Source organism: Corynebacterium sp. HMSC036D03 (assembly GCF_001836185.1).
Taxonomy (GTDB): domain Bacteria; phylum Actinomycetota; class Actinomycetes; order Mycobacteriales; family Mycobacteriaceae; genus Corynebacterium; species Corynebacterium simulans.
On record NZ_KV827729.1, the window covers coordinates 198,252 to 223,014 of the forward strand.

The following is a 24,763-nucleotide window of genomic DNA, read 5'->3' on the forward strand; positions in this document are numbered from 1 at the left end:
CTGTGAGATTGAATGTTCGTGTTGTGAGATTCTTATTTGGAGGGGGCCAGAGTCTTAGGCCCGCGCCCCAGCGCCACGTGGCCAGACTGCGCTAGTCCCCGGATGCCAACCGGCTCCAAGACGTCGAGCAATGCTCGTAGCTTACCCGGCGTACCGGTTGCCTCGACGACAACCGACTCTTGCGCGACGTCGACTATGCGGGCCCTAAAAATATTCACCGCATCCACAACCTGCGGGCGGTTCGTGTTGTCAGCATTGACCTTCACCAGCATGATCGCGCGGACGATGCTTGCCTCTTCTTCCAGCTCCACCACCTTGAGAACCGGCACGATCTTATTCAGCTGCTTGGTCACCTGCTCGATAATGACGTCGCAGGCATCAACCACGATGGTAAGCCGGTTTATCCCCTCCACTTCGGTGCGCGCCGAGACGAGGGAAACTAAGCTGTAGCCGCGCCTCGTGAACATACCGGTCACGCGCGAGACTATTCCCTCGATGTCCTGGACCAATACCGACAGGGTATGGCGAGTAACTTCATTCGTTGCTACCTGACTCACTTTTCTTCCCCAGCTTTCTCAAACAATGGGCGCAGACCCCGCGCGTATTCAATTTGTTCATTGGAAGCGCCACCGCCAATCATGGGCCACACTTGCGCATCGTGCCCCACGATGAAGTCGATGACCACCGGCCGGTCAGTTATCTCCCGCGCCCTGCGTATGGCAGGTGCCATCTCTTCCGGAGTGGTCACCCGAATCGCTTCGCATCCAAGAGCCTTGGCCAGTTGGACAAAGTCCGGCAGATACTCGTCAGGCTCGCGCAGCTTGGTGTGCGAGTAGTTCCGGTCATAGAAAAGGGTCTGCCATTGGCGCACCATACCCAGGTTGCCGTTGTTTATGACGGCCACCTTAAATGGCAGCCCCTCGATGGCGGCAGTGACCAATTCCTGGTTGGTCATCTGAAAGCATCCATCACCATCAATTGCCCACACCTCTTTATCTGGACAGGCAGCCTTTGCCCCCAGCGCCGCAGGGACCGAATAGCCCATCGTTCCCGCGCCACCAGAATTCAGCCACGTACGTGGATGCTCAAAGTCAATAAACTGAGCCGACCACATCTGATGCTGACCAACTCCCGAGCAGTAAATGGCTTCAGGTCCAACAAGTTCGCTGAGTTGCTCAATCACATATTGCGGATTCATCGCCCCATCCGGGGTCGGCTCGTAGCCACGCGGGAACTGCTCGCGCAGCCCCGCCAGATAACTCATCCACTCCCCAATCTCGGGCACGGCTAATTGATCGTCCCGAACGAAAGCCTGCCGCAACTGGATCAGCACCTCTTTAGCATCGCCAACGATGGGTACCTCGGCCGCACGAATCTTGCCTATTTCGGCTGGATCAATATCAGCGTGGATCACCTGCGCACGCGGAGCAAAGGTTGCCACTTCTCCCGTAACTCGATCATCAAAGCGCGCGCCGACCGCCATCAGAAGATCCGCTCGTTGCAGGGCGGCAACCGCAGATACAGTTCCGTGCATACCGGGCATACCGAAAAATTGCGGGTGCGTAGACGGGAATGCTCCCAAGGCCATGAGGGTAGTAACCACGGGGATACCAGTAAGCTCCGCAAACTCCCTTAGCTCCTGCGCAGCATTGGCCTTGATTACGCCACCGCCGACGTACAGCACCGGCGCCTTCGCCGAAGCAATCAGCTGGGCGGCCTGCGTAATCTGCCGCGGGTGCGGAATGGTGTTGGGCTTGTATCCTGGCAGATCAATTTCCGGCGGAAACTTGTACGCCACCCGCGCATTTTGCACGTCCTTAGGAATATCAACCAGGACCGGACCAGGCCGGCCTGTGGACGCCAAATGAAAGGCCGCAGCAATGGCAGTGGGGACCTCCTGCGGATCGGTGACGATGAAGTTGTGCTTGGTAATCGGCATCGTCACGCCCCTGATATCCGCTTCCTGAAAGGCGTCGGTGCCAAGGAGCCCAGTGCCCACCTGCCCCGTAATGGCCACCACCGGCACGGAGTCAAGGTTGGCGTCGGCAAGCGGCGTCACCAAGTTGGTCGCCCCAGGGCCAGACGTTGCGATCATAACGCCCACTTTCCCTGAAGCTTGCGCGTATCCCTCAGCGGCATGACCCGCACCCTGTTCATGACGCGTGAGCACGTGCCGCAGCTTCGCAGAACGGTTCAGCGCATCGTAGAGTGGCAGAACTGCGCCGCCTGGGATACCAAAAACAATCTCAGTACCAAGATCCTCTAGGGTCCGAACAATGGCCTCAGCGCCACTTAGCGTTGCCGGTTTCCCCTGCAATGCAGAGGCCACCGTTGCCGGTGTCGGCATTTTTGTAGCAGCCACTTCTAAAACGCTCCTTTTACTTGGTCTCGGTATCTTTTGAGTTTTCTCCCCAATGGGTGGCGAGGAGTCTTTAAGCTTTCAGCGCCCAGGGTGCGGCGACGAGGCTTACAAGCTGACCAGAAATAACAAAAGCCCTCGTTCCAACTGCCTGGTAGGTAGTTGGCGAGGGCGTTTGCTTTTCGACGTCGCTAAAGAAGTTGCTCGGCGACTCGATGCGGCAAACGCCGCGCCGGTACTACTAGCTGAAGTCGAATAATGATCATGGCAATTACTATACACATACAGGTATTCAGGATGCGGCAAATACCCCCATTTTTGGGATGTGCATCCCATGAAATGGAATTGTTCTGGTGAGGCGGTTTACACAGCACTATCCATGTGAATTAGCATAGGCAGCTATGACGCCATCTCACCCACGGAAAGCTGACTCCGCATCTACCGCGGACACCCAGGCCACCCACGCCCAGGCAAAGGTATTCACACCCGCACGCGACCACATCTTAGGAATTATCTTCCTCTCCGCCATCGCTTTGCTCAGCATCGGTTGGGCCCCAAAATACCTGGGATGGCTGCTCATCATCCCCATCCTCGGAATCTGGTGGGTTCTCAAGTCTCGCACCCGCGTGAGCGAAAAAGGCATCGCCATTAGCTACGCGTTCAAAGGCTCCAAGACCATCCCTTGGGAAGAGTTCTCTGGTATCGGCTTCCAGCGTGCACACGCCTTTGCGCGCACGAAGTCGGGTAAGCAGTACTCCCTTCCCGGCATCACCTTCAATTCTCTGCCTGAGCTTTCTAAGGCTTCGCGTGGCCGCATTCCCGACGCCCTGACTGCCGGGCGCGAGGCGGCCGACGAGAAAGTCGTGGTGGTCCACCGCGACGGCCAACAAGTCTTGATGAGCAAAGAAGAGTACGCCCGCCATCTAGCAAAGCACCCGGAGCTCAGGAAAGACGCTGGTCGCACTAAGAAGTAAGGATGACCCACTCCCCATGTATCCGCTGCGCTCTAAAGTTACAACCGTAGGCAGGCAAGCCTCTGGCGCCAGAGCGCTCTGGCGCGCAACCGGCACCCAAGAACATGAGTTCGGCAAACCCATCGTGGCGATCGCAAACTCCTATACACAGTTTGTGCCCGGACACGTTCACCTTAAAAACGTCGGCGACATCGTAGCGGATGCAATCCGCGCCGCTGGTGGCGTCCCCAAGGAATTCAACACCATCGCAGTTGATGACGGCATCGCCATGAGCCACGGAGGCATGCTCTACTCCCTGCCTTCGCGCGAGATCATCTCCGATTCCATCGAGTACATGGCCAACGCGCATACTGCGGACGCCTTGGTATGCATCTCTAATTGCGACAAAATCACCCCGGGCATGCTCAATGCCACTCTTCGTCTCAATATCCCCACCATCTTCGTCTCCGGTGGCCCCATGGAGGCAGGCAAAGCAGTCGTCGTCGATGGCATTGCGCACGCACCGACGGATCTCATTACTGCCATCACCGCCTCGGCATCCGAGGCAGTTTCAGACTCCGACCTACGCACCATCGAGGAATCCGCGTGCCCGACGTGTGGCTCATGCTCTGGCATGTTCACCGCCAACTCGATGAATTGCCTTACCGAAGCTTTAGGTCTAGCGCTGCCCGGAAATGGCACCACTCTGGCAACCCACACCGCGCGCAAGGAGCTTTTCACAAAGGCAGGCACCACCATCGTCGACATGTGTCGCCGTTACTACGGTGAAGAGGACGATTCCGTGCTGCCGCGCGCCATCGCAACGTAGGAAGCCTTTAGCAACGCCATGGCATTGGACATGGCGATGGGCGGGTCCACCAACACCATCTTGCACACTCTCGCCGCAGCACAGGGGGGCGAGGTGGACTTCACTTTGGAGGACATCAACGAGATCTCCTACCGCGTACCGTGCCTATCAAAGGTGGCGCCCAACGGCACCTACCACATCGAAGACGTCCACCGTGCCGGCGGCATCCCCGCCATCCTTGGTGAGCTGCGTCGCGCTGGCCACCTCAGCCTGAAGGTGCACACCGCGCTCTACGACAACGCTGAACAGTGGTTGGACGACTGGGACATCCGTAACGACAAGGCTCTGGACAAGGCCCGCGAGCTCTTCTACGCCGCACCGGGTGGCGTGCGCACCACCAAACCTTTCTCCCAATCCAACCGCTGGGAGTCGCTGGATACCGACCAAGCCAATGGCTGCATCCATGATGCAGAGTACGCTTACTCCTCCGACGGTGGCCTCGTGGTCCTGCGCGGCAACCTCGCTCCGAATGGCGCCATCGTTAAGGCAGCGGGTGTCGAGGAAGAACTGTGGAAGTTCTCCGGCCCGGCCCGCGTGGTGGAGTCCCAAGAAGAAGCCGTCTCTATCATCCTGCGCCGCGAGATCAAGGCTGGCGATGTCATCGTCATCCGCTACGAAGGCCCCTCCGGTGGCCCCGGCATGCAGGAGATGCTGCACCCGACGTCCTTCCTCAAGGGCTCGGGTCTCGGCAAGGCATGCGCGCTGATTACCGACGGTCGTTTTTCTGGCGGCACCTCCGGACTCTCCATCGGACACATCTCCCCGGAGGCCGCACACGGTGGACTCATCGGCTTGGTCGAAGATGGCGATCAGATTTCCATCGACATCCACGCGCGCAAGCTCACCCTGGACATTGATGAGGCAGAAATTGAGCGCCGTCGCCAAGCGCAGCTGTCCCGCGAAAAACCCTGGACGCCCGTCTCCCGCAATCGCCCCGTCACCAAGGCACTGCGCGCCTACGCGGCGATGGCCACCTCGGCCGACCGCGGCGCAGTCCGCGTGGTCGATGGACACGTGAATTAGCCCAAATCATCACACTAACTTCGCCCATGCGCCACGTCCTACGCAGCGCATGGGCGAAAGTGTCCTATTGTTGATTCCGATGAAATCCGCGAATACTACGACTGCATCGGCGGCCAAATGGGCGCTGACCCTCTTCGGACTAATTGCCGGAACCATTGGAATGGTCAAGCACACGCGTATGACCGACTTCCCCATCGACATGGTGATCTACCGCGAAGGCGTCAAGGCATACATCGAGGGACGTTCGCTCTACTCCGAGCCAATGATGGCCGGTGACATTGCGCTGCCTTTTATCTACCCACCTTTCGGCGCGCTCGCGATGGTCCCGCTTACTGCGCCCGACTGGATCACCCACGATCTAGCCGGCGACATCATGAACATCCTGTCAGACCTGCTGCTTCTGGTCTGCCTCTATTTTGTATTCCGCGCGATTTTAAAGCGTCAAGACCTGTTGCTTCCCGTCGTTGCGCTGTGTTGGGCGGCTACCCTGGCATTTGAGCCGATTCGCCTCAACAATGGCTTTGCCCAGGTCAACATCGTGGTGATGGCATTAGTTGTCCTCGATCTGGTACCCCGCAAGCGTTTTCTGCCGCAGGGCATCCTCATCGGATTGGCTGCCGCCATCAAGATTACTCCGCTGGCGATGCTCCTTTATTTCTTGCTGCGCAAAGAACTGAAGCCGATCTTCGTTGCGATCGGCACAGCAACCGCGGCCACCCTCATCGCCGGCGCAGTGCGCTGGCAGGCCTTCGAGGAGTTTTTCACCTCCAAGCTGCTCGACATGGGCTCCGGCGCGGATTTCGGCGTGGCCACGGATTACCAGTCCAATAGCTCGCTCAAGGCGGTGGTCCAGCGCCTTTATACCTCCACGGAGGCAATGGAAAACAACAGCACCCTGATCAACCTCATCTGGTTGGTCGGCTCCCTCGCGGTGGTTGTGATTGGCGCACGCCTTATCCTGGCTCTTTTGAAACGCAACATGCTTGTCGACGCCCAGTTGGTCACCGCCCTCGTCATGCTGCTGATTTCCCCTGTCTCGTGGTCACACCACTGGGTCTGGCTGGCGCTTATCATCCCGGTCTTTACCTACCGCGCATGGACTTGGCGCAACCACACCTGGGTTGCGGGCTTTCTCCTCGCGGTAATGACGGCGTGGATCGCCATGGTTGTATCCGTCCCGCCGAAGTGGTGGTTCGGCGATTCCATCGACGTTCACAGCCAGCCCTACTATCAGAAGTTCTTGGTCGACGACTTCGTCTGGCTCACCTTCATGGCCGTAGCACTCTTTGCCTACTGCCTGCGCTACGTTGCGGCCTCGCCTGCCATTTCGCGCAGAGCCGCTAAATGATTTGCAAAGGCCTCGCGGCCTTCGGCAGTCAGCGTCACCCACACGGTGTCCTTCGACCGCGAGGAACCATATTCTCTAAAACGGCTGACCAACCCTGCCTCCTCTAGCGTATTCAACTGCTTGGACAGCGTAGCGTCGGAAAGCCCCGTCTCATCACGCAGCGAGGAAAAGCGCATCTCCATGCGCATCGTGGCATCCGCTGCGCCATAAGCATTGAGCGTGGCACAAATCTTAAAGCGGTTAATCGGGTGAATCACCGGATGAAGCTCAGGCATTGCCCACTGCTCGCTTCTGCAAATCCAGCGCACCGCTTTGCAGTGCCCAAAAAGCTCCGCACGCCCAGACCGCGGCCACAACGACCACCGCAACGACATTGCCCTTAATAAACGGGTTGAAAAGCATCGGGCTTAGCATAATGAACACGCCCAACATATAGCGCCTATCCGCCTTGGGCTGGTTGAGGGGATCTTGGCGCAGAGCGGGGCGCGTCTTCTTTTTACGCTCCACAACAATCGCAATGGCGCATATTACAACCAAAAAGACCACTAAAAAGGCTGCCAAGGGCGCTCCTTTGGGGAGAAGATTCATCGCGACGATCGAACCGGCTCCAAAAATCGCAATCAGAAAATATAGAAAAGTTTGTTTGCGGCTCGCCCGCGCGTTTACCTGCGTCTCGAAGTTCAAAGCTTCGAGAACGTCATCGGAGTTCTGCTTGTTTTCCATATAAGAAACTATGACACTTTCCACTATGGAAATCAAGGGGATCTAAAAAATCCGCCAGCCCAATGCGAGCCAGCGGATTCCTAAACTAAAGAGCGATTTAGGCCAGCGGATTAACGGCGGCGCCGAACCACCACAGCGCTACCAGCACAGCGATACCGATGACCACGAAGATCCACGAGGTAGCCAGTGGGCGACGCGCCCAAGAACGCTTTGCATCGAAGGAGATAAAGCCCGGGCCGGTAAACTGCAGTGCCACCGCAATAACGAACAGCACCAGCGACAACCAGACGGAATCCGGCCAGTTGAAGATATCCAGGCCAGCGCCGGAGGCAGCCAGCTCGTGCAGTGCCATAAAGCCGGTAACAACGAGGCCAATCATTGCCGCGAAAGGAGTCACTAGTCCGAGCAGCAAGAAGGCGCCAGCGATAAGCTGCATCGTCGGAACCGCGATAGCCAGCGGGGATGCGAAAGCGTAATCAGCAAAGTCCGTTTCCAGACCGGAAAGCCCCTCGCCACCACCGAGCTTGAAGAAGGTGGTTGCACCGGCGATAAGCAAGTAAGCGCTCAGCGCGATACGCACGAAAAGCAGACCAAAGTCAATGGTTCCGCGGCGACCATACTCGCGGTAGCCATCACGGCGTACCTGCTCGTCTTCGTTGGTCTCGACAGCAGTCTCATCCACCGATTCTTCATCCTCATCGAGGTCAGCCGCGCTAGCCGGCATCGCAGTGGTAGCAAAGTCCTCGTCACCGTAGACAGGTTCCGGCACCTCTTCTACCTTCTCCACCTTCTCCGTCTTTGGGTCCTCCGCACGCAGCGTCTCAAACTGCCGGGTTTCAGTAGCCTCTTCCTCAGCCTCTTCCTCCCCGAGGGCCGTCTCTGGCACAGTCTGCGCATTCGGCTTAATTTCCTGCGGCTCAGCGCGGCCGGCACGCTTAAACAAGCGGGACCGGGTGGGCTTTTCTTCAGCCTTCGCGTCGGCGTTATAGGTCGGGATATCGAGATGGTCGTCGAAGCTCGTTGCTTTATCGGGTACGTTCTTATCGCTCATACTTCAAACTTAGGGCAGCACCCAGCGCAAATGTTGCACATCACACGGCGCGGCGCGGGCTAGCCATAGATTTTTATCGACGCCTTGGCCACTTCCATTTAAAGGATGTACCATCGAGAAATAAACTTTGTTGACACGTATACAAAACTGCGCAGACCACTGGAGGGCCACTCGAAATGAGCACCAATTCAAAAGCCGACTGGGCCGGCGACGCTAAAAATGCCTCACCCGACGGCGAATTTATCCGCGATACCAACTACATCGAAGACAGGATCTCCGGCCGGGTAAGCGAGGTGACCGCCCAAGAAAACGGCACCTTCCGCTGGCCACTAGAGTCCGGACGATACCGCCTGATTGCCGCCCGCGCCTGCCCATGGGCACACCGCGCCGTTATCACCCGCCGCCTCATGGGGCTGGAAGACGCCATCTCCTTGGGCCTGGCCGGCCCCACCCATGACATCCGCTCCTGGACCTTCGACCTTGATCCGGGCGAAGTAGATCCGGTCCTCGGCATCGCGCGCCTTCAGGAGGCATACTTCAACCGCTACCCCGATTACCCACGTGGAATCACGGTCCCTGCGCTCGTCGAAGAGTCAACGAAGCGCGTGGTCACCAATGATTATTCTTCCATGGTGCGCGACTTCATCAAGGAGTGGACACCATTCCAGCGCGCCGGTGCGCCGAATCTTTACCCGGACGAGCACGCTGCCGAAATTGAAGAGCTAAACGACTATATCTTCCATAACATCAACAACGGCGTGTACCGTTGCGGCTTCGCCGGCTCCCAGGATGCCTACGAAAAGGCATACGCAGACCTCTGGGAGGCGCTCGATTGGGTTGAAAAGCGCTTGGGCACCCAGCGCTACATGGTCGGAGACCACATCACCGAGACCGATATCCGCCTTTTCGTCACGCTGATCCGATTTGATCCCGTCTACTACTCCCATTTCAAGTGCTCGCGGGCCAAGATGGCGGAAATGCCCAACATCCGCGGCTACCTGCAGGAGCTCTTCCAGCTTCCGGGATTCGGCAATACCACCGACTTCACTGAGATCAAGCAGCACTATTTCATGGTCCACACCGAAATCAACCCCACCAAGATTGTCCCGGTTGGCCCCAATATGGACTGGCTCATGCAGCCACATGACCGCGGGCGATTTAGCGGTCAGCCTTTTGCTGCAGGCACCCAGCTTCCAGGACCACTCCCTGCTGGCGAGGAGATTAAGAATCCTGAGCCCTTCCAGCGCCAACTTGCCGCAAAACACTAGAGGCAGCAATCACTGTCTCGGTGAGATGCTCGAGCATCTCTGACTCCAGGCGCCAGCGCTGCCAGTAGAGATCGATGTCCATCGGCTTATCATCCAAGACCTTTAGCTCCCCGGCGTCGATAAGCGGCCGCGCCTGCAGCTCACTGACTAGGCCCCACCCCAAGCCGTAACGCACAGCGTCGAGATAGCCCTCGGAAGAAGGAATCTGTGAGACCCGCGCGCGGATGACATGCGAATCAATAAATCGCTCCCGCATCGCATCGTCCAAAATCTGATCATTGGGGCCATATCCCACCAGCGGCATTGTCTCCCATGACTCAAACCCTTCAGCCAGGTTCGGGGCCGCCACCGCGAAATAACGCAGCGAACCCAAGTAGGTCGACTCGCAGCCGGAGACCGGCGCATGCTCGCGGGTGATCGCGCCCAGCACGTCGCCGCGATGCAGCATGGCCAGGCTGCGCGCTTCATCTTCAATGCGGATGCGCAGCGCCACCTCGCCGCGCTTGGCGACGTCGCGCACCACCTGCTTGAACCACGTGGCCAAGGAATCAGAATTGACCGCTACGGTAAGCGGCACGCGAGCTAGCCGGGCCTGCAGACGGGCGTCTGTCTCCGCCTGCAACAACGCCATGCGCCGGGCCGACTGCAGCAAAATCTCCCCCGCCTCGGTTGCCGTAACAGGCGTGGAGCGATGCAGCAGAATACGGCCCGTCTTCTGCTCAAGCGCCTTGATGCGCTGACTAACCGCCGAAGGAGTGATTCCCAGCACTGCGGCCGCAACTTCAAAGCTGCCCTCTTCTAAAATCACCAGCAAAGTTTCCAAATGCACCGGGTTCATGAAGCTATTCTAAATCAGCTTTAGAATCATTAACTAGACTTCAGAACACTGCTCAGGCACACTAAATCTCATGTCAATTCTGCTCGCAGGCTTCCTTCTCGGTCTATCTCTGATCATCGCCATTGGCCCCCAAAATGCGTACATCATCAAGATGGGTGTTAAACGCGATCACATTAGCGCCATCATCCTCGCCTGCTTGCTTAGCGACGTCATCCTGATCAATGCCGGTGTCGGCGGCATGGGCGTCCTCGTGGAAGAGTTCCCTACCGGCCTAGTCATCATGAAGTACCTAGGTGCGGCCTACCTGCTTTACTTTGGCTTTAGCTGCTTCCGCGATGCCTTCAAGAAGGAACAAGAGGCACTCGTCGTCGAAAACACTCAGCCCACGGTGCAGCCACAGTCAGTCCACGGCTCTACTGCCGTCATAACCGCGCCCCGCCTTAAGTCACGCACCTGGCTAAAGCCCGTTATGGGAGCGATGGCACTGACCTGGCTCAACCCCCTGACATACGTTGACGTATTGGTCATGCTTGGCGGCATTGCACAGCAATATGGCCAGCAGCGCTGGCTTTTTGCCGCCGGCGCGCTGCTGGCCAGTGCCGTGTGGTTCCCCACCCTGGGCTATGGAGCATTCAAGCTTTCGCCTGTGCTTGCAAAGCCCACCACATGGCGTTATGTGAACTTCGCTATCGGTTGCGTGATGATGGTTCTGACAGCGAAGCTACTTCTTCATTAGCGAGTATTTTTACTTGCTGTTTGGCGTGAAGGGCTTGGCCTCGCCAGATTCGGCAGGAAGCTCCTCGTCCTCTTCTGGGTCACCGGTAGCGCCGGTTTCCTCAATCCACGCCTTGATTTCTTCTTCAGAGCGGTCAGTCTCGACTGCATCGCGCTCGGTGTAGTAGGTCGCTTCGTTGCGGTTTTCTTCCCACTCGCCCTTATCGAAGTCGACCTCCTCGTCACCGTCTAGACTCTCTGCAACTTCGGTCGCCAGATCCTCGTACAGTGTCTCGTCCTCCATGTTGGAGTCAACGATGTGTTGGCCGATTTCGTCATCGTAACGAGCAGCGTCGTATTCCTTATCTGGGTGCAGCTTCAGGTGCATCAGGGCACGGATGCGCTCGCGGCGCATGCCCTCATCCCGGATCTGGCCAAGGGAACGCAGCCACGCAACGGCCAAGATGACCACCAGAATGAAGCCAATGTAACCCAGAACCGGGTAAACGTACTGCATCAGAGTCTTGAAGCCGGCGAAAGAAACCGCAAAGCCTGCCAGGCAGCCCGCCAGGAAGATCGGACGGTAACGGTCTTCATGGCCAGCGGACAGACGCTTGCCCAGCGCGTAGAACATGCCGATAGCGGTATTAAAGATCATCAGGTAGATGATAATTGCCATGATGACGCCCAGAGTTGGGTGGATGGAGTCAACCAAGGTCAGCATCGGAATGTCAGAGTCACCGAGCATATCGGTGTTCATCAGCAGCGTAAAGCCTGCGATTCCCATCAGGACCGCATAGAGAGAGCCGCCGACAACGCCGCCCCAGCCTGCTTCGCGCGGGCTGATGTTATCGCCACCGATAACCAGGGACATGGACACCGCAAGAATCAGAGCTAGGCCGTTGTAGTTGAGCGCTGAAACCAACCAGTTGGAGATCGGAGACTCGATCTCAGCAGAAGCTGCGATAGCGGCACCCGGATCAGCGGGCATGTTCATCAACGTGTAGATGCCAACGCCCAAAACCGCGATGATGATGGTTGGCGTGAGCATACCGATGACCTGCGAGACCTTGTTGACGTCGAGCATGCCCACACCCATGACCATGACGAGCATGAGCAGTGAGCCCACCCAAGCCGACCAGCCGAACTGCTGCTCTAGGTTGGAACCTGCGCCTGCCAACATCACGAAGCCGACCGCAAACAAGGTCAAGATAACGGCCACATCGAGGCACTTGGAAACGATTGGGTGGGTGACCTCACGGAATACCTGGTTGTGCTCTGAGGCATGGAAGTAGCTACCCAACTGCAGGAAGACTGTGCCGGCCAGCGTCATTACGATGCCAGCAACGATGATTCCCCACACGCCAGATAGGCCAAAGGACGTGAAGTACTGCACGACTTCCTGGCCGGTTGCAAAGCCGGCACCGACGAGCAGTCCCACGAAGGACAAAGAAATGGACAGAATATTTTTGGTAGACACGTGTGTCTGATTGCCTTACTTATTAGACGATTTAATAAACGATAGCCTCGATCAAGAGTACGCAAGCCTAGCCCGCAAATCACAAACGCCCGAGCGCCAATCCTTTAAAACCTGAAAACTAGGCTCGATAGAAAAGCGCCCGGACCTGTGGAAACCCGAGAAGTATTTAGTTATTAAACGATTCGGTATCAATTACGAATCGGAACTTGACGTCACCTTCGACCACGCGATCGTAAGCTGCGTCAACCTCGTCTACGTCCACCTTCTCGATGACTGCACCCAAACCATGCTCCGCACAGAAGTCGAGCATCTCCTGAGTCTCGGCGATGCCGCCGATATTGTTGCCCGTGAGGACCTTACCGCCGCCAACAATTCGGCTGAGCTTCAGCGACATTGCCTCCGGAGGCAGGCCAACCACGGACATAATGCCGCGTGGCTTCAGCAGCCCAAGGTAGCCCTCAAGATCGTACTGCGCCGAAATCGTGGAGAGGATGAAATCGAACTCACCACGGTGGTTCTTGAAGAAGTCCTCTTCCTCAGAGGTTGCGAGCGTGCGGTGTGCGCCAAGCTTCTTCGCTTCCTCCGCCTTGCGTGAGGTACGGGAGAGCACGGTGACGTCTGCGCCCTTTGCCGCAGCAATCTGGACGCCCATGTGGCCCAGGCCGCCGAGACCGACGATGGCTACTTTATCCCCCTCCTGGACGTTCCAACGCGCTAGGGGTGAGTAGGTGGTGATGCCTGCACACAGCAGCGGTGCGGCAACGTCGAAGTCGAGTCCGTCTGGAATGCGCAGAACAAAATTCTCGTTAACAACGACCTTTTGCGCGTAGCCACCCTGCGTGATGGTCCCGTCGACGTCTTTAGAGTTATAGGTGCCAACGTTGCCGTTCAAGCAGTTCTGCTCCATAGCGGCCTGGCACTGCTCGCACTCTCCGCAGGAGTTGACGAGGCAGCCGACGCCGACGCGGTCACCAACCTTGAACTGGGTGACGTTCTCGCCCACCGCGGAGACAACTCCGGCGATCTCGTGACCGACGGTCAGCGGGAAATGAGCCTCTCCCCACTCATTACGAATGGTGTGGATATCAGAGTGGCAGATACCCGCGGCCTTGATGTCGATAACTACATCATCCTCGCGCGGGTCGCGGCGCTCGATTTCCACGACCTTGAATGGTGCATCGGGAGAGGTCTTCTGAAGTGCTTTAGTCTTAATTGGCATGAGAACCACCCTACGCCTGTTTTCATTACCGGCGCCTAATGAAAATGGCTCCCAAAACTCAATTAACCCTGCAGTTTCTCCGCAATCAGCTTGTTAACCTGCGCTGGGTCTGCCTTGCCGCGGGTGGCCTTCATGACGGCACCCACGATGGCGCCGGTGACCTTCGTGTTGCCAGCCTTGTACTTCTCCACGATGTCCGGGTTAGCGGCAAGAGCCTCGTCAACAGCAGCTTCAATCGCGCCGTCGTCACGCACAACCTCGAGCCCGCGCTTAGCGACGACCTCGTCAACGTCACCCTCGCCCGCCAAGACGCCGTCGACAGCCTGGCGCGCCAACTTGTTGGTCAGCTTGCCCTCGTTAATCAATGCGATAACGCGCGCGACCTGCTCCGGGCTGATATCGAGAGCGCTAAGCTCCACGCCGGCCTCGTTCGCCTTACCCGCCAGGTAAGAAACCCACCAGGAACGTGCCTCATCCGGCTTCGCGCCAGCTTCAGCGGTAGCGACGATGAGATCAAGCGCGCCAGCATTGACGAGGTCACGCATTTCTTCATCCTTCAAGCCCCACTCTTCCTGGATGCGAGCGCGGCGGATCCATGGCATCTCCGGCAAGGTCTTGCGGATCTCTTCCACCCACTCGCGGGAAACGATAACCGGCGGCAGATCCGGGTCGTTGAAGTAGCGGTAATCCTCAGCGGTCTCCTTTGGACGTCCCTTGGAGGTAGAACCATCCGCCTCCTGGTAGTGGCGGGTCTCCTGGACGATCTCGCCGCCATCGGTGATGACCTGGGCCTGGCGCTGCATTTCGAAGCGCACTGCCTGCTCCACGGACTTCAGGGAGTTAATATTCTTGGTCTCGGTACGGGTACCAAACTCCTCCTGGCCCACCGGGCGCAGGGAGAGGTTGGAGTCAACGCGCATAGAGCCCTGGTCCATGCGAGCATCAGAAACACCGAGGGCTGCAACCAGCTCGCGCAAAGCGGAAACATAAGCCTTGGCAACCTCAGGAGCGCGCTCGCCAGCGCCGATGATCGGCTTGGTAACGATCTCGATGAGCGGGATGCCGGCGCGGTTACAGTCCACCAGGGAGCTCGTCGCACCATGGATACGGCCGGTAGCGCCACCGATGTGAGTCAGCTTGCCGGTGTCTTCCTCCATGTGTGCTCGCTCGATCTCAACGCGCCACTCGGTGCCATCCTCCAGAACGACATCCAGGTAACCGTCGTACGCGATCGGCTCGTCGTACTGAGAGATCTGGTAGTTCTTCGGCTGGTCTGGGTAGAAGTAGTTTTTGCGCGCGAACCGAGAAGACTCAGCGATCTTGCAGTTGAGCGCAAGACCAATCTTGATTGCGCCCTCGACGCCGGCAGAGTTGACTACCGGCAGTGCGCCTGGCAGGCCCAAGGACACTGGGTCGACGTTCGAGTTCGGCGCTGCGTTGAAGTTCGTCGGCGATGTGGAAAACATCTTGGTTTGGGTATTGAGCTCGACGTGAACTTCCATACCCATTACTGGTTCGAACTTCTCTAGGACCTCGTCGTAGTCCATCAGGTCATAAATCGCAGCAGTCATGGGTGCCATCTTAGTATGAAGCCACGAACGCGCATGCATTCCCCTATGATGGCCGATACGGTTACGCGGCGTGCGCCCGAAACCACCGCATAACTAAAGCGAAACTACAGCGAAAGCAAGCCACAAACAGCTAAGGAGCCCTCAATGACCACCGCTTCCCCGCAAGGAACCCCACACGCTGTTGACTATGGCCTCGTCACGTCTCTGGCCACCTCCCTCGTGTTCTTCGACAGCGCGCCCGATACCGAAGCGATGAAGTCCATGATTACACAAGCCTTCGGCAAGAACCTCGGACCGCTGGAGAAATCGGAGAAGTCCATGGTCGTAAAAATCAACGACGAGTATGCCCTCGCGTTTACTCCGGCCGCAGCAACTCGAGCAGACCTTGAAGGTGATCCATCCTTCCATCAGCACCCAATTCTGTCCGGCGATCCTGCAGGCTGGGAGGACATCGCGTGCATGGTCCTTATCAACGTCTTCCCCTCTAACGAGCGCCTCGAACTCATCAAGAACCCCCGCGAGGCCCGTCTGCACCAGCTGGTCACGTTAGGCCTTGCGACGTCGGCAATTGCCCAGACTCCCGGCGCAATTGCGGTCCTTAACTCCGTGGGCCGCGTGGCCGAGAGCACGGAAAACTACGTTGAAGCTGTGGCCGATAAGCTGCCCGCGCACTACCTCGCGTCCACTTGGGTGGCACAGGACGACAACGGCCTTCAGGCCTATACTTTGGGCATGCCCATGCTCGGCCACCCAGAACTCCAGATCCGCGACTTCCAGGGCAGCCCCGACGAACTGTACTCCATGCTTGCCAACATTGCTGACTACGCCCAACAAGGCGCGACCTTAAAGGATGGCGACACCATGGCCTTCGCGGAGGGCGAACCCCCGATTCGCATCACTGCGGAGCCGTGGATTGTCGACGCCGACGTGCCCGCCCTTCGCATCCATTTCTAGGCAAAACGAAAAATGTCACCTCACAGGCGAGGTGACATTTTTTATATGCGTCCTATCTAGCCAAACAACGCTTGGGCGTTGGCATAACGCTTCGGCGGAACAACCTTCAGCTTGCCCACGGCTTCTTCCAGCGGAACCAGGTCGATGCTCTCGCCATGCAGCGCCACGCACATGCCCGACTTGCCATCGTGAGCGGCGCGAGCGGCATGGACTCCGTAGCGCGTTGCAAGCACACGGTCATAAGCAGTCGGCGTACCGCCACGCTGGATGTGCCCTAGCACCGTGGTACGCACGTCGTAGCCGGTGCGCTTCTTAATCTCGTCACCGATAACCTGGCCAATACCGTTGAAGGTCTGGTGACCGAACTGATCAACTCCGCCCTCTTCAAAGTCCATGGTGCCTTCCTTCGGCAACGCCCCCTCAGCCACACAGATGATTCCGTACTTCTCGCCCATCTGGAAACGGCGTTCCATCGCCTTGGTGATGTCGGCGATATCGAAAGGCACCTCGGGAATGACCGTATAGTGCGCGCCACCAGCCATGCCCGCGTGCAGTGCAATCCAGCCCACGTGACGGCCCATGACCTCCACGATGAGGATGCGGTCATGCGACTCTGCGGTGGTGTGCAGACGGTCAATTGCATCGGTCGCGACGGAAACTGCCGTATCGAAACCGAAGGTGTAGTCGGTGGCGTTAACGTCGTTGTCAATAGTTTTTGGTACACCAATGACCGGAATTCCATTGTCGGACAGCCACTTCGCGCCCTTTAGCGTGCCCTCGCCACCGATGGCAATGAGCGCGTCAACGCCAGCGTCTTCCATATTTGCCTTGATGGTATCCAGACCAGCCTTGAACTTATCGGGGTGCAGACGGCCAGTACCCAGAATGGTTCCGCCACGCAACAGGATGCGATCGATTTCGGCGTCGTCATAAAGATCTCGCCGGCGATCTTCCATCAGGCCTACCCAACCGTCTTCGTAGCCCACGACTGTGGAACCGAATTCGTTGGAAGCGGTGCGAACAACCGCGCGGATAACAGCATTCAGGCCGGGGCAATCGCCGCCGGAGGTAAGTACAGCAAGGCGCATGAGTTCCAACTTACCCGCTCATAATTTCGCTCGCACCGTGCAGGGTGTCCCGAAAGCTTAAGGAAGCCAGCCCACCGACTACAAGCACCGCTATGATGACGAAAAGTGCAGCAGAAATACCCGCCACCTGAAGTGCGGCCGAGACTGCCGCGACGCCGAGGACCGAGCCCACCTGGCGCGAGGTGTTGTACACGCCCGAAGCAGCCCCCATTAGATCCGGCGGTACGTCGCGCATAGTGGTCGCTGCATTCGAGCCCCAGATGAAGGATTGCCCGCAGCCCAGCACAGCAATCGGCGCACACATCCACCACGCGCCGAAATCTAGGTTAATCACCACGAGCGCCGCGCTAAACGACGCCGTCATAATCACGAAACCGGTAATCGCCAACCGCCGCGGGTCCAGGCGATCCGCCAAGATCCCAGCCACCGGTGAAATCAGTAAAGACACCACTGCCATCGGCGCCACGATGACTCCCGCAGTTGCCGCCCCAACCCCCTTGTCTTGCTGCAGCCACAACATGATGGGCAGCATCATCGACGCGGCCATAAAGCCCATAGCAACGATTGCGAAGCTGCCCGCGGAGTAATTGCGGTCGTCGAAAAGCCGCAGCGGCACCAAAGCCTCGCTGCCAGCTCGAGATTGCAACCACACAAAAGCTCCCAGACCTGCGAGTCCTACGGCCAACAGTGCCCAAATCCAGCCATCCCAGCCAGTCTCAGGGCCTTGCTGAATGCCGAACACGAGGGCGCTCAAAGCAATAAAGGACACCGCCACAGAAACGCCGTCGACCTTGCGCGCTGTGGTCTTAAGCGCCGGAACCCACATGGCCGAAAGCACCACTGCCGCAACCACGAAAGGAACGTGCGCCCAAAACACTGCCGGCCAGCCAAAGCCACCAACAAGGAATCCGCCCAGCAAAGGTCCCAAAAGTGAAGCGACCGAACCAATAACTCCCCACACGCCAAGCGCACGTCCCCGCCGCTCGCGGGCAAAGACGCGATTGATGACAGCCATCGACTGCGGCATCTGCAACGAGGCGCCCACACCCTGCACCGCACGGGCGGCGATCAGAACCGAAATATTGGGCGCTAAAGCACAGGCCAGCGCACCCAAACCGAATACACTCACGCCCAGTTGGAACATTCGCTTCTGCCCAAAGATGTCTCCTAGGCGGCCCGTGCACAGCAATGGAACGACCACGCCCAACAAATAAATAGCCGAGACCCACAGCACCTCGTTGATAGAGGCGCCTAGCCCTTTCTGGATGCTGGGCAAAGCAACTGCGATCATTGACTGATCGAGCAATGACACGAAAAAGCCCAGCGACAAGGCGAACATCGCCCGCCACGCCTGCCGCTCTGGTGGTAATCCTTCAGCTTCAAAAGTGGGCACATTCATGACTGCGAAGTCTAGCGACAGCCACGGACACGGGCCTAAACTGGCCGACATGGCAATGATCGATATCAAGAAACCACAGCAAGTATCCACTGCTACCACCGTGGCCTTTGGCCTCATCGGTGGCTGGCTCAGCGCCAAGGAGACCGGCATTCGCCCGTTGGGCGGCGTCATCCTCGGTGCAGCCGGAATCTGGGCCGGCCGCAGCTGGTTGGAAAAGACCAACCCAGCTACCACCGCTGCCCTGTCCGCGCTCTATGTAGGCGCATTCGGCGCCTCGCACCCGCTGGCCAAGAAGATTGGCGCGTGGCCCGCCGTGCTGAGCGTAACGGCGGCCTCCGCGGGTGCTTCCTACGTCCTCTCAGACGCGAAGTAAAAGCTAGCTACTTACGGCCAGCTTCGTAGGCAGCGCCGACCTTGTACAGGCGGTCATCTGCGAAGGCCGGGGCCATGATCTGCAGGCCCGTCGGCAGGTTGGTATCAGATGCCATGCCGGCGGGCACGGACATGCCGCACACACCCGCGAGGTTCAATGGCAGCGTGCACAGGTCGAAGTTGTACATCGCCATCGGATCCTCAACCTTCTCGCCCAGCTTGAATGCGGTGGTTGGGGTGGTCGGGGAAACCAAGACATCGACCTTCTCGAAGGCCTTCTTAAAGTCCTGCGCAATCAGCGTTCGCACGCGCTGTGCCTGCAGGTAGTACGCATCGTAGTAACCCACGGACAACGCATAAGTGCCCAGCATGATGCGGCGCTTGACCTCAGGACCAAATCCCGCCGCACGGGACAAAGACATAACCTCTTCTGCGGAGTGCGATCCATCGTCGCCCTCGCGCAGGCCATAGCGCATGCCGTCGAAGCGCGCTAGGTTAGAAGAAACCTCACACGGCATAATCAGGTAGTAGGCGGCCAGCGCATCATCAAAGTGCGGGCAGTCCACCTCGACAATCTCCGCGCCCTGTTCTTTAAGCTGCTCTACCGCTGCGTGGTAAGCCTCCATGACGCCCGGCTGCCAGCCGTCGCGCTCAAATTGCTTAATGAGGCCGACCTTGACGCCAGTAAGATCGCCCTTTGCTCCTTCGCGCGCAGCCTCCACGACCGGCGCGACCGGCTTATCCACGGAGGTTGCGTCGAATGCGTCGTGGCCAGCGATAACCTCATGCAGCAGCGCGGTATCCAGAACCGTGCGGGCGGTGGGGCCAGCCTGATCCAGAGAAGAAGCAGCAGCGATGAGGCCATAACGAGAAACCGTGCCGTAGGTCGGCTTCACGCCGACGGTATTGGTCAGAGCTGCCGGCTGACGGATCGATCCGCCAGTATCGGTACCGATGCCCAACGGCGCCTGGCCTGCCGCAAGAGCCGCAGCAGTACCGCCACCGGAGCCACCCGGGGTGCGCTCGGTGTCGTACGGGTTATGTGCCGGGCCATACGCGGAGTTCTCATTGGAGGAACCCATTGCAAACTCGTCCAAGTTGGTCTTGCCCAGAATCGGGATGCCCGCCTCACGCAGCTTGGTGACCAAGGTTGCGTCATAAGGAGACATCCAGCCCTCCAGCATCTTGGAAGCTGCGGTAGTCGGGGCGTCGGTAGTAACCAGCAGGTCCTTCAGAGCCAGAGGAACGCCAGCCAGTGCGGAGGCCGGCTTTTCGCCCGCATCGAGCGCCTTATCGACGGCGTCGGCAGTAGCCAGCGCCTGCTCCGCACCGACGTAGAGGAATGCGTTGAGCTCGTCGTTGGTCTCCGCGATGCGATCCAAGAATGCCTGCGTCACCTCGCGGGAGGTCAGCTCACGGGAATGGATCTTATCCGCCAGCTCCGCAGCGGAAAGGCTTAAAATTCCTTCTTCAGGTGCAATGAAAGTCGACATTATTCTTCTCCTCCACCCAAAATCTGCGGTACTACGAAACGATCATCCTCGGCAGCCGGAGCCTGATCCAAGGCCTGCTCGGCGGTCAGGGTGCGCACGATGACGTCCTCACGCATCGGAGCGACCACGGAGTGCGGGTGGGACATCGGCTCGACGCCCTCGGCGTCGACCTTGCCCACGGCAGACACGGAATCGACAATCTTGTCGATCTGCGTCGCAAACTGCTCCAGCTCTTCGTCGCTTAGCGCAAGGCGCGACAGCTTAGCCAGGTGCGCGACCTCTTCACGCGAAATCTCAGACACGCGTTCTCCATCCTTTAATACACAGACGTGATTGGTTACATGCTTGTAGCTATCGCACCATGGTACTGCACGAACAGGTTCCGACACAGCACCGGTCCCCGATCACCTACACGCGAATTTAATTCCGGTTTTCCAGAAAATTTCTATTGAACACTGTGGAATTGGGCTTGTACGATAGTGAAAACTATTCTTACGACCGAAAGTTAAAAATGTCCTTCCTCGTCCGTGTCCTCCTTCCCGATACCCCCGGTAGCTTAGGCAAGTTAGCGGACGCTTTAGGCAACGTCGACGCCAATATCGAATCCGTCGACATCGTGGAAAACTTCCCTGATGGTTCAGTCATGGATGACATCGTGATTGAGCTACCCAAGGGCGCAATGGCCGATGAAATCATCACCGCCGCCCAAGGCGTCGACGGCGTCGATATCGATTCGATCCGCCCCTTCAGCGGCCGCGTCGATCGCCGCGGCCAGATTAGCTTGCTTGCCGACGTCGCTTCCAAGAAGAACGTCACCGCCGCTATGCAGGAAGTATGCGCCGCAATCCCGAAGGCACTTACCTCTAACTGGGCCATCGTAATCAACAACAATGCCCCCATCAGCCGCGTGGTTGGCTCCGATGCCGCTCCCGCCGACGACGGCACCATCCCCGAAAGCATTGACGTCGACACTGCCCGAATCTTGAACCCAGACCGCGAGGATTGGATCCCCGAGTCCTGGTCACTTCTCGATTCCGCGCTGGCCGCAGCCCCACTGGTTGGCACCAACTACGTCATCGTCATGGGCCGCGTCGGCGGGCCGGACTACCTCGCTTCCGAGGTAGACCACTTGGGCAATCTCGGCACGATTTTGGGTGCTTTCCTCCGCTAATCTATCGGCTCAGCCGTCAAGCCCTGAACAATCCTATCCAAACAGAGCAGGTAGTCCTCAAATTGCTGCCTGCCCTGTTTCGTAAGTTTTAGATTGGTTACCGGCGTGCGGGAAACAAATTGCTTATCCACTTTTACCAAGCCGGCCTGTTCCAAGACTCCAACGTGCTTTGTCAAAAGCGAATAGCTGACGCAAAGGGCATCCTTCAGCGTCTGATAGTCAACCGAGTCAACTGAATTCAGCGCCCCAAGGATGCTTAACCGCACTGGAGAATGCAGCGTTCCATCAAGGCCATTTCGCGCTTGCGATAAGTCCATCGCTTTATCCCCCTATGCGTTTTTACGAGCCTGGTTTACAAACCATAGACCCAAAAGCGTGATTGGAGCTACGGACAAAGCACTGGCAATCACGACTACAACCACATCAGCCAGATCGTTTGTCTCTCCATTCCACAGCCAACCCCCGAAAATGGCTAACGCTAGCGGAGGGATTGCGCTCAATGCGTAGATGCGCCCAAATCCCCGAGGGTGAACACGACGGTTCTTGGTTTGCTCATCGCGAAAGCGCCACACCCAAGCAAGCCATATAAACAGCAAAATCACACGCACTAAGGCTCCCCACCCCTGCGTGTCTATAAGAAAATTCACCACTAGGAAAATTGCGGTTGCTAACCCAATCTTCACGAAGCCCCACCCCTCAGCTTCGCTCAGGCCACTTGGAAGACCCAATTTCCTACCACTAAAACGCTGTGTCATGACGTACCCCTTCACTACTTCTGACCTGACATTCATCAGAGTAACAACCACCTTACAAAACGTAAAGTGGTTTACGCCCCAGCTTCCAGCAGCTCCTTAAAGCCCTCCTCATCCAAGATGGTCAGGCCCAAATCCCTCGCCTTCGTTTCCTTCGAGCCGGCGTTCTCACCAACCACGACGTAATCCGTTTTCTTAGACACCGAGCCAGAAGCCTTTCCTCCCCTTGCGATGATGGCCTCCTTCGCCGAGTCGCGGGAGAAGTCCTCCAGGGTGCCGGTCACGACGATGGTAAGCCCCTCGAGCGTCTGCTCTAGTTTTTCGGTGACCGTATCTTCCATGGTCACGCCAGCATTCGCCCACTTTTCCACGATGTTGCGGTGCCAGTCGATTTCGAACCACGCCTTAAACGACGCCGCGATAATCCCGCCCACACCATCGGTGTCCGCCAATTCGCTTTCCGACGCCGCGCGCAGCGCCTCCATCGAACCGAAACGCGTCGCCAATGCACGCGCAGCAATCGGCCCAACGTGGCGGATCGAAAGGCTCACCAGCACGCGCCAAAAGTCAGCCTGCCGCGCGCTTTCCAAGTTCTTCAACAGCTTTTTGCCTTGCGCATTGAGCTTTCCAGCCTTAGTCGTATAGGCAGAAGACTGCAGCAGCTTTTCCTCATCCAAATCGAAGAGTTCCGCTTCGTCGACAAGCACGCCCGACTCGATGAGATCCACCGCGGCCTTTTCGCCCAAGGCCTCAATGTCCATGCCTTTGCGGGAAGCCAAATACTCCAGGCGGGCGGAAAGCTGCGCCGGGCAGCTGCGCGTATTCGGGCAACGCCAGTCTTGATCGCCGTCTTTTTGCGGTGCCAGCTTGGTGCCGCAAGAAGGACAATTCTCTGGGAAGACCCACTCATGCACGCTATCGTCGCGCAGTTCAAGAACGGGCCCCAGCACCTCAGGGATGATCTCGCCGGCCTTGCGGATGACGATGGTATCGCCAATCATCACACCCTTGTTCTTGACCTCGAACTGGTTGTGCAAGGTTGCCTTCGACACCGTCGAACCAGACACGAATACCGGTTCCATCACTGCAAACGGCGTAATCCTGCCGGTACGTCCCACGCCGACCTCGATGTCCAGCAGCTTCGTGGTCACTTCCTCCGGCGGGTACTTGTACGCGATGGCCCAGCGCGGCGCACGCGACGTCGCGCCCAGCGCCCTTTGTGAAGCCAAGTCATCAACCTTGACCACGAGACCATCCATCTCGAAGTAAGCATCATGGCGATGCTCCGCCCAATACTTCACTTCCTTTTGCACGGCTGCAGCCGAGCTAACCTTCTTTGTATATGGCGAAACCGGCAGCCCCCAAGCCTCCAGCGCCTTGTACGCATCATGCTGGGAGGTCGGCTCAAAGCCCTCACGGGCACCGATGCCATGGCAGACCATGTGCAGGCGACGCTTCTTCACCTCATTCGGATCCTTCATGCGCAAGCCACCTGCCGCTGCATTGCGCGGATTGGCAAACGTCGGCTTGCCGTCTTCGCGGCGTGCCGCGTTAATCTCCTCAAACTCGTCCGGGCGCATGTAGACCTCACCGCGGATTTCCACCAGCTCCGGAACGGGATATTCATCGCTGCCGCTGAGTTCATGCGGGATATCCGGAATAACCCGCGCATTCGCAGTGATATCCTCGCCGATGCGGCCGTCGCCACGCGTTGCAGCCGTAACAAGCTTGCCGCCGCGGTAAACCAAATCGATGGAAAGTCCGTCAATCTTCAGCTCAGTCAGATAGGACTTCGCCGGAGTCCTATTGAGCCAATCCTGCATCTCTGTCTCATCGAAGACATTGTCCAAGCTGTAGAGGCGCTCCAAGTGCTCAATATCCGCGCCCTCGGCTGGGGTCGCGCCGACCTGCTGGGTCGGAGAATCCGGAACCGCCAACTCCGGATGCTCTGCCTCTAGCTGCAGAAGCTTTTGGAAAAGCTTGTCGAAATCTGCATCTGGAATCGCGGGTTCACCGTTGTAATAAAGCTCTCGGTGCTTGCGCACTTCCTGCGCTAGTTCGGACCATTCGCGTTGGATATCTACTGGATTAGTCACAGTGAAACAGTCTAGCCAGACTC

23 protein-coding genes and 1 pseudogene are annotated in these 24,763 nt (G+C 58.0%); 8 read left to right on the forward strand and 16 right to left on the reverse strand.

Features of this window, described 5'->3' with window-relative positions:
* Nucleotides 1-32 precede the first annotated feature (32 nt).
* Both ilvN and HMPREF2692_RS04145 read right to left on the reverse strand, forming a co-directional pair.
* Nucleotides 33-557, reverse strand: a complete 525-nt coding sequence (gene ilvN / locus HMPREF2692_RS04140; protein ID WP_070822834.1) for an acetolactate synthase small subunit — start codon at nt 555-557, stop codon at nt 33-35.
* Nucleotides 554-2,347: an acetolactate synthase large subunit gene (locus HMPREF2692_RS04145; RefSeq protein ID WP_070822837.1), complete on the reverse strand. Its 1,794-nt coding sequence runs from the start codon at nt 2,345-2,347 to the stop codon at nt 554-556. The genes ilvN and HMPREF2692_RS04145 overlap by 4 nt, the downstream gene beginning before the upstream one ends.
* Before the next feature lie 413 nt (nt 2,348-2,760).
* On the opposite strand from HMPREF2692_RS04145, the gene HMPREF2692_RS04150 reads away from it, so the two are divergent.
* The 3 genes and pseudogenes from HMPREF2692_RS04150 to HMPREF2692_RS04160 all read left to right on the forward strand — a co-directional run bounded on the left by HMPREF2692_RS04150 (nt 2,761) and on the right by HMPREF2692_RS04160 (nt 6,551).
* Nucleotides 2,761-3,333 (forward strand): PH domain-containing protein, encoded by a 573-nt coding sequence (locus HMPREF2692_RS04150; RefSeq protein WP_070822840.1) that lies wholly within the window; start codon nt 2,761-2,763, stop codon nt 3,331-3,333.
* A 16-nt stretch (nt 3,334-3,349) separates the two neighbouring features.
* Nucleotides 3,350-5,203: pseudogene (gene ilvD, locus HMPREF2692_RS04155) on the forward strand (dihydroxy-acid dehydratase).
* Between the two features lie 79 nt (nt 5,204-5,282).
* On the forward strand, nt 5,283-6,551 hold the full coding sequence (locus HMPREF2692_RS04160; RefSeq protein WP_070822843.1) for a glycosyltransferase family 87 protein: 1,269 nt from the start codon (nt 5,283-5,285) through the stop codon (nt 6,549-6,551).
* Here HMPREF2692_RS04160 and HMPREF2692_RS04165 read toward each other — a convergent pair.
* The 3 genes from HMPREF2692_RS04165 to HMPREF2692_RS04175 form a co-directional block, all read right to left on the reverse strand.
* Entirely contained in the window at nt 6,506-6,826 is a 321-nt protein-coding gene (locus tag HMPREF2692_RS04165) for a transcriptional regulator (RefSeq protein WP_070822846.1), read from the reverse strand. The two genes, HMPREF2692_RS04160 and HMPREF2692_RS04165, sit on opposite strands and share 46 nt — an antisense overlap.
* Nucleotides 6,819-7,274, reverse strand: coding sequence for a hypothetical protein (locus tag HMPREF2692_RS04170; protein WP_061922108.1), 456 nt, complete (start codon nt 7,272-7,274; stop codon nt 6,819-6,821). Before HMPREF2692_RS04170 ends, HMPREF2692_RS04165 begins: the two co-directional genes overlap by 8 nt.
* Nucleotides 7,275-7,371: 97 nt before the next feature.
* Nucleotides 7,372-8,325: a DoxX family protein gene (locus HMPREF2692_RS04175; RefSeq protein ID WP_070822849.1), complete on the reverse strand. Its 954-nt coding sequence runs from the start codon at nt 8,323-8,325 to the stop codon at nt 7,372-7,374.
* A gap of 176 nt (nt 8,326-8,501) precedes the next feature.
* Here HMPREF2692_RS04175 and HMPREF2692_RS04180 point away from each other — a divergent pair, with 176 nt between their 5' ends.
* Complete coding sequence (locus tag HMPREF2692_RS04180) at nt 8,502-9,593, forward strand: glutathione S-transferase family protein (protein ID WP_070822852.1); 1,092 nt, start codon at nt 8,502-8,504, stop codon at nt 9,591-9,593.
* On the opposite strand, the gene HMPREF2692_RS04185 is transcribed toward HMPREF2692_RS04180, so the two are convergent.
* On the reverse strand, nt 9,547-10,431 hold the full coding sequence (locus tag HMPREF2692_RS04185; protein WP_061922099.1) for a LysR family transcriptional regulator ArgP: 885 nt from the start codon (nt 10,429-10,431) through the stop codon (nt 9,547-9,549). The genes HMPREF2692_RS04180 and HMPREF2692_RS04185 overlap by 47 nt on opposite strands.
* Nucleotides 10,432-10,501: 70 nt before the next feature.
* Between HMPREF2692_RS04185 and HMPREF2692_RS04190 the strand changes: the two genes are divergently transcribed.
* A complete protein-coding gene (locus HMPREF2692_RS04190; RefSeq protein ID WP_070822855.1) occupies nt 10,502-11,167 on the forward strand; it encodes a LysE/ArgO family amino acid transporter in 666 nt (221 codons plus the stop codon).
* Between the two features lie 9 nt (nt 11,168-11,176).
* On the opposite strand, the gene HMPREF2692_RS04195 is transcribed toward HMPREF2692_RS04190, so the two are convergent.
* The 3 genes from HMPREF2692_RS04195 to gatB all read right to left on the reverse strand — a co-directional run bounded on the left by HMPREF2692_RS04195 (nt 11,177) and on the right by gatB (nt 15,415).
* Complete coding sequence (locus HMPREF2692_RS04195) at nt 11,177-12,625, reverse strand: YkvI family membrane protein (RefSeq protein WP_070822858.1); 1,449 nt, start codon at nt 12,623-12,625, stop codon at nt 11,177-11,179.
* A gap of 166 nt (nt 12,626-12,791) precedes the next feature.
* On the reverse strand, nt 12,792-13,844 hold the full coding sequence (locus HMPREF2692_RS04200) for an NAD(P)-dependent alcohol dehydrogenase (RefSeq protein ID WP_070456147.1): 1,053 nt from the start codon (nt 13,842-13,844) through the stop codon (nt 12,792-12,794).
* Nucleotides 13,845-13,906: 62 nt separating this feature from the next.
* On the reverse strand, nt 13,907-15,415 hold the full coding sequence (gene gatB / locus HMPREF2692_RS04205) for an Asp-tRNA(Asn)/Glu-tRNA(Gln) amidotransferase subunit GatB (RefSeq protein ID WP_061922090.1): 1,509 nt from the start codon (nt 15,413-15,415) through the stop codon (nt 13,907-13,909).
* Nucleotides 15,416-15,559: 144 nt separating this feature from the next.
* Here gatB and HMPREF2692_RS04210 point away from each other — a divergent pair, with 144 nt between their 5' ends.
* Nucleotides 15,560-16,369, forward strand: a complete 810-nt coding sequence (locus tag HMPREF2692_RS04210) for a DUF4261 domain-containing protein (protein ID WP_070822861.1) — start codon at nt 15,560-15,562, stop codon at nt 16,367-16,369.
* Between the two features lie 56 nt (nt 16,370-16,425).
* On the opposite strand, the gene HMPREF2692_RS04215 is transcribed toward HMPREF2692_RS04210, so the two are convergent.
* The gene (locus HMPREF2692_RS04215; protein ID WP_061922085.1) at nt 16,426-17,457 is read right to left on the reverse strand and encodes an ATP-dependent 6-phosphofructokinase; all 1,032 of its coding nucleotides are present in this window, start codon (nt 17,455-17,457) and stop codon (nt 16,426-16,428) included.
* Between the two features lie 10 nt (nt 17,458-17,467).
* On the reverse strand, nt 17,468-18,856 hold the full coding sequence (locus HMPREF2692_RS04220) for a DHA2 family efflux MFS transporter permease subunit (protein WP_070822864.1): 1,389 nt from the start codon (nt 18,854-18,856) through the stop codon (nt 17,468-17,470).
* A 49-nt stretch (nt 18,857-18,905) separates the two neighbouring features.
* Here HMPREF2692_RS04220 and HMPREF2692_RS04225 point away from each other — a divergent pair, with 49 nt between their 5' ends.
* Nucleotides 18,906-19,229 carry a hypothetical protein gene (locus tag HMPREF2692_RS04225; RefSeq protein ID WP_062044255.1) on the forward strand — a complete coding sequence of 108 codons (324 nt, stop codon included), beginning with the start codon at nt 18,906-18,908 and terminating at the stop codon, nt 19,227-19,229.
* Between the two features lie 7 nt (nt 19,230-19,236).
* Here HMPREF2692_RS04225 and gatA read toward each other — a convergent pair whose 3' ends face one another.
* Both gatA and gatC read right to left on the reverse strand, forming a co-directional pair.
* On the reverse strand, nt 19,237-20,721 hold the full coding sequence (gene gatA / locus HMPREF2692_RS04230) for an Asp-tRNA(Asn)/Glu-tRNA(Gln) amidotransferase subunit GatA (protein ID WP_061922079.1): 1,485 nt from the start codon (nt 20,719-20,721) through the stop codon (nt 19,237-19,239).
* On the reverse strand, nt 20,721-21,023 hold the full coding sequence (gene gatC / locus HMPREF2692_RS04235) for an Asp-tRNA(Asn)/Glu-tRNA(Gln) amidotransferase subunit GatC (RefSeq protein ID WP_061922076.1): 303 nt from the start codon (nt 21,021-21,023) through the stop codon (nt 20,721-20,723). Before gatC ends, gatA begins: the two co-directional genes overlap by 1 nt.
* 209 nt (nt 21,024-21,232) lie before the next feature.
* On the opposite strand from gatC, the gene HMPREF2692_RS04240 reads away from it, so the two are divergent.
* Entirely contained in the window at nt 21,233-21,892 is a 660-nt protein-coding gene (locus HMPREF2692_RS04240; RefSeq protein ID WP_070822866.1) for an ACT domain-containing protein, read from the forward strand.
* Here the strand turns inward: HMPREF2692_RS04240 and HMPREF2692_RS04245 are convergent.
* The 3 genes from HMPREF2692_RS04245 to ligA all read right to left on the reverse strand — a co-directional run bounded on the left by HMPREF2692_RS04245 (nt 21,889) and on the right by ligA (nt 24,740).
* Entirely contained in the window at nt 21,889-22,209 is a 321-nt protein-coding gene (locus HMPREF2692_RS04245; RefSeq protein ID WP_070732930.1) for a winged helix-turn-helix domain-containing protein, read from the reverse strand. The two genes, HMPREF2692_RS04240 and HMPREF2692_RS04245, sit on opposite strands and share 4 nt — an antisense overlap.
* Nucleotides 22,210-22,221: 12 nt before the next feature.
* The gene (locus tag HMPREF2692_RS04250; protein WP_070732928.1) at nt 22,222-22,647 is read right to left on the reverse strand and encodes a hypothetical protein; all 426 of its coding nucleotides are present in this window, start codon (nt 22,645-22,647) and stop codon (nt 22,222-22,224) included.
* 71 nt (nt 22,648-22,718) lie between these two features.
* Entirely contained in the window at nt 22,719-24,740 is a 2,022-nt protein-coding gene (ligA, locus tag HMPREF2692_RS04255; protein WP_070822869.1) for an NAD-dependent DNA ligase LigA, read from the reverse strand.
* Nucleotides 24,741-24,763 lie beyond the last annotated feature (23 nt).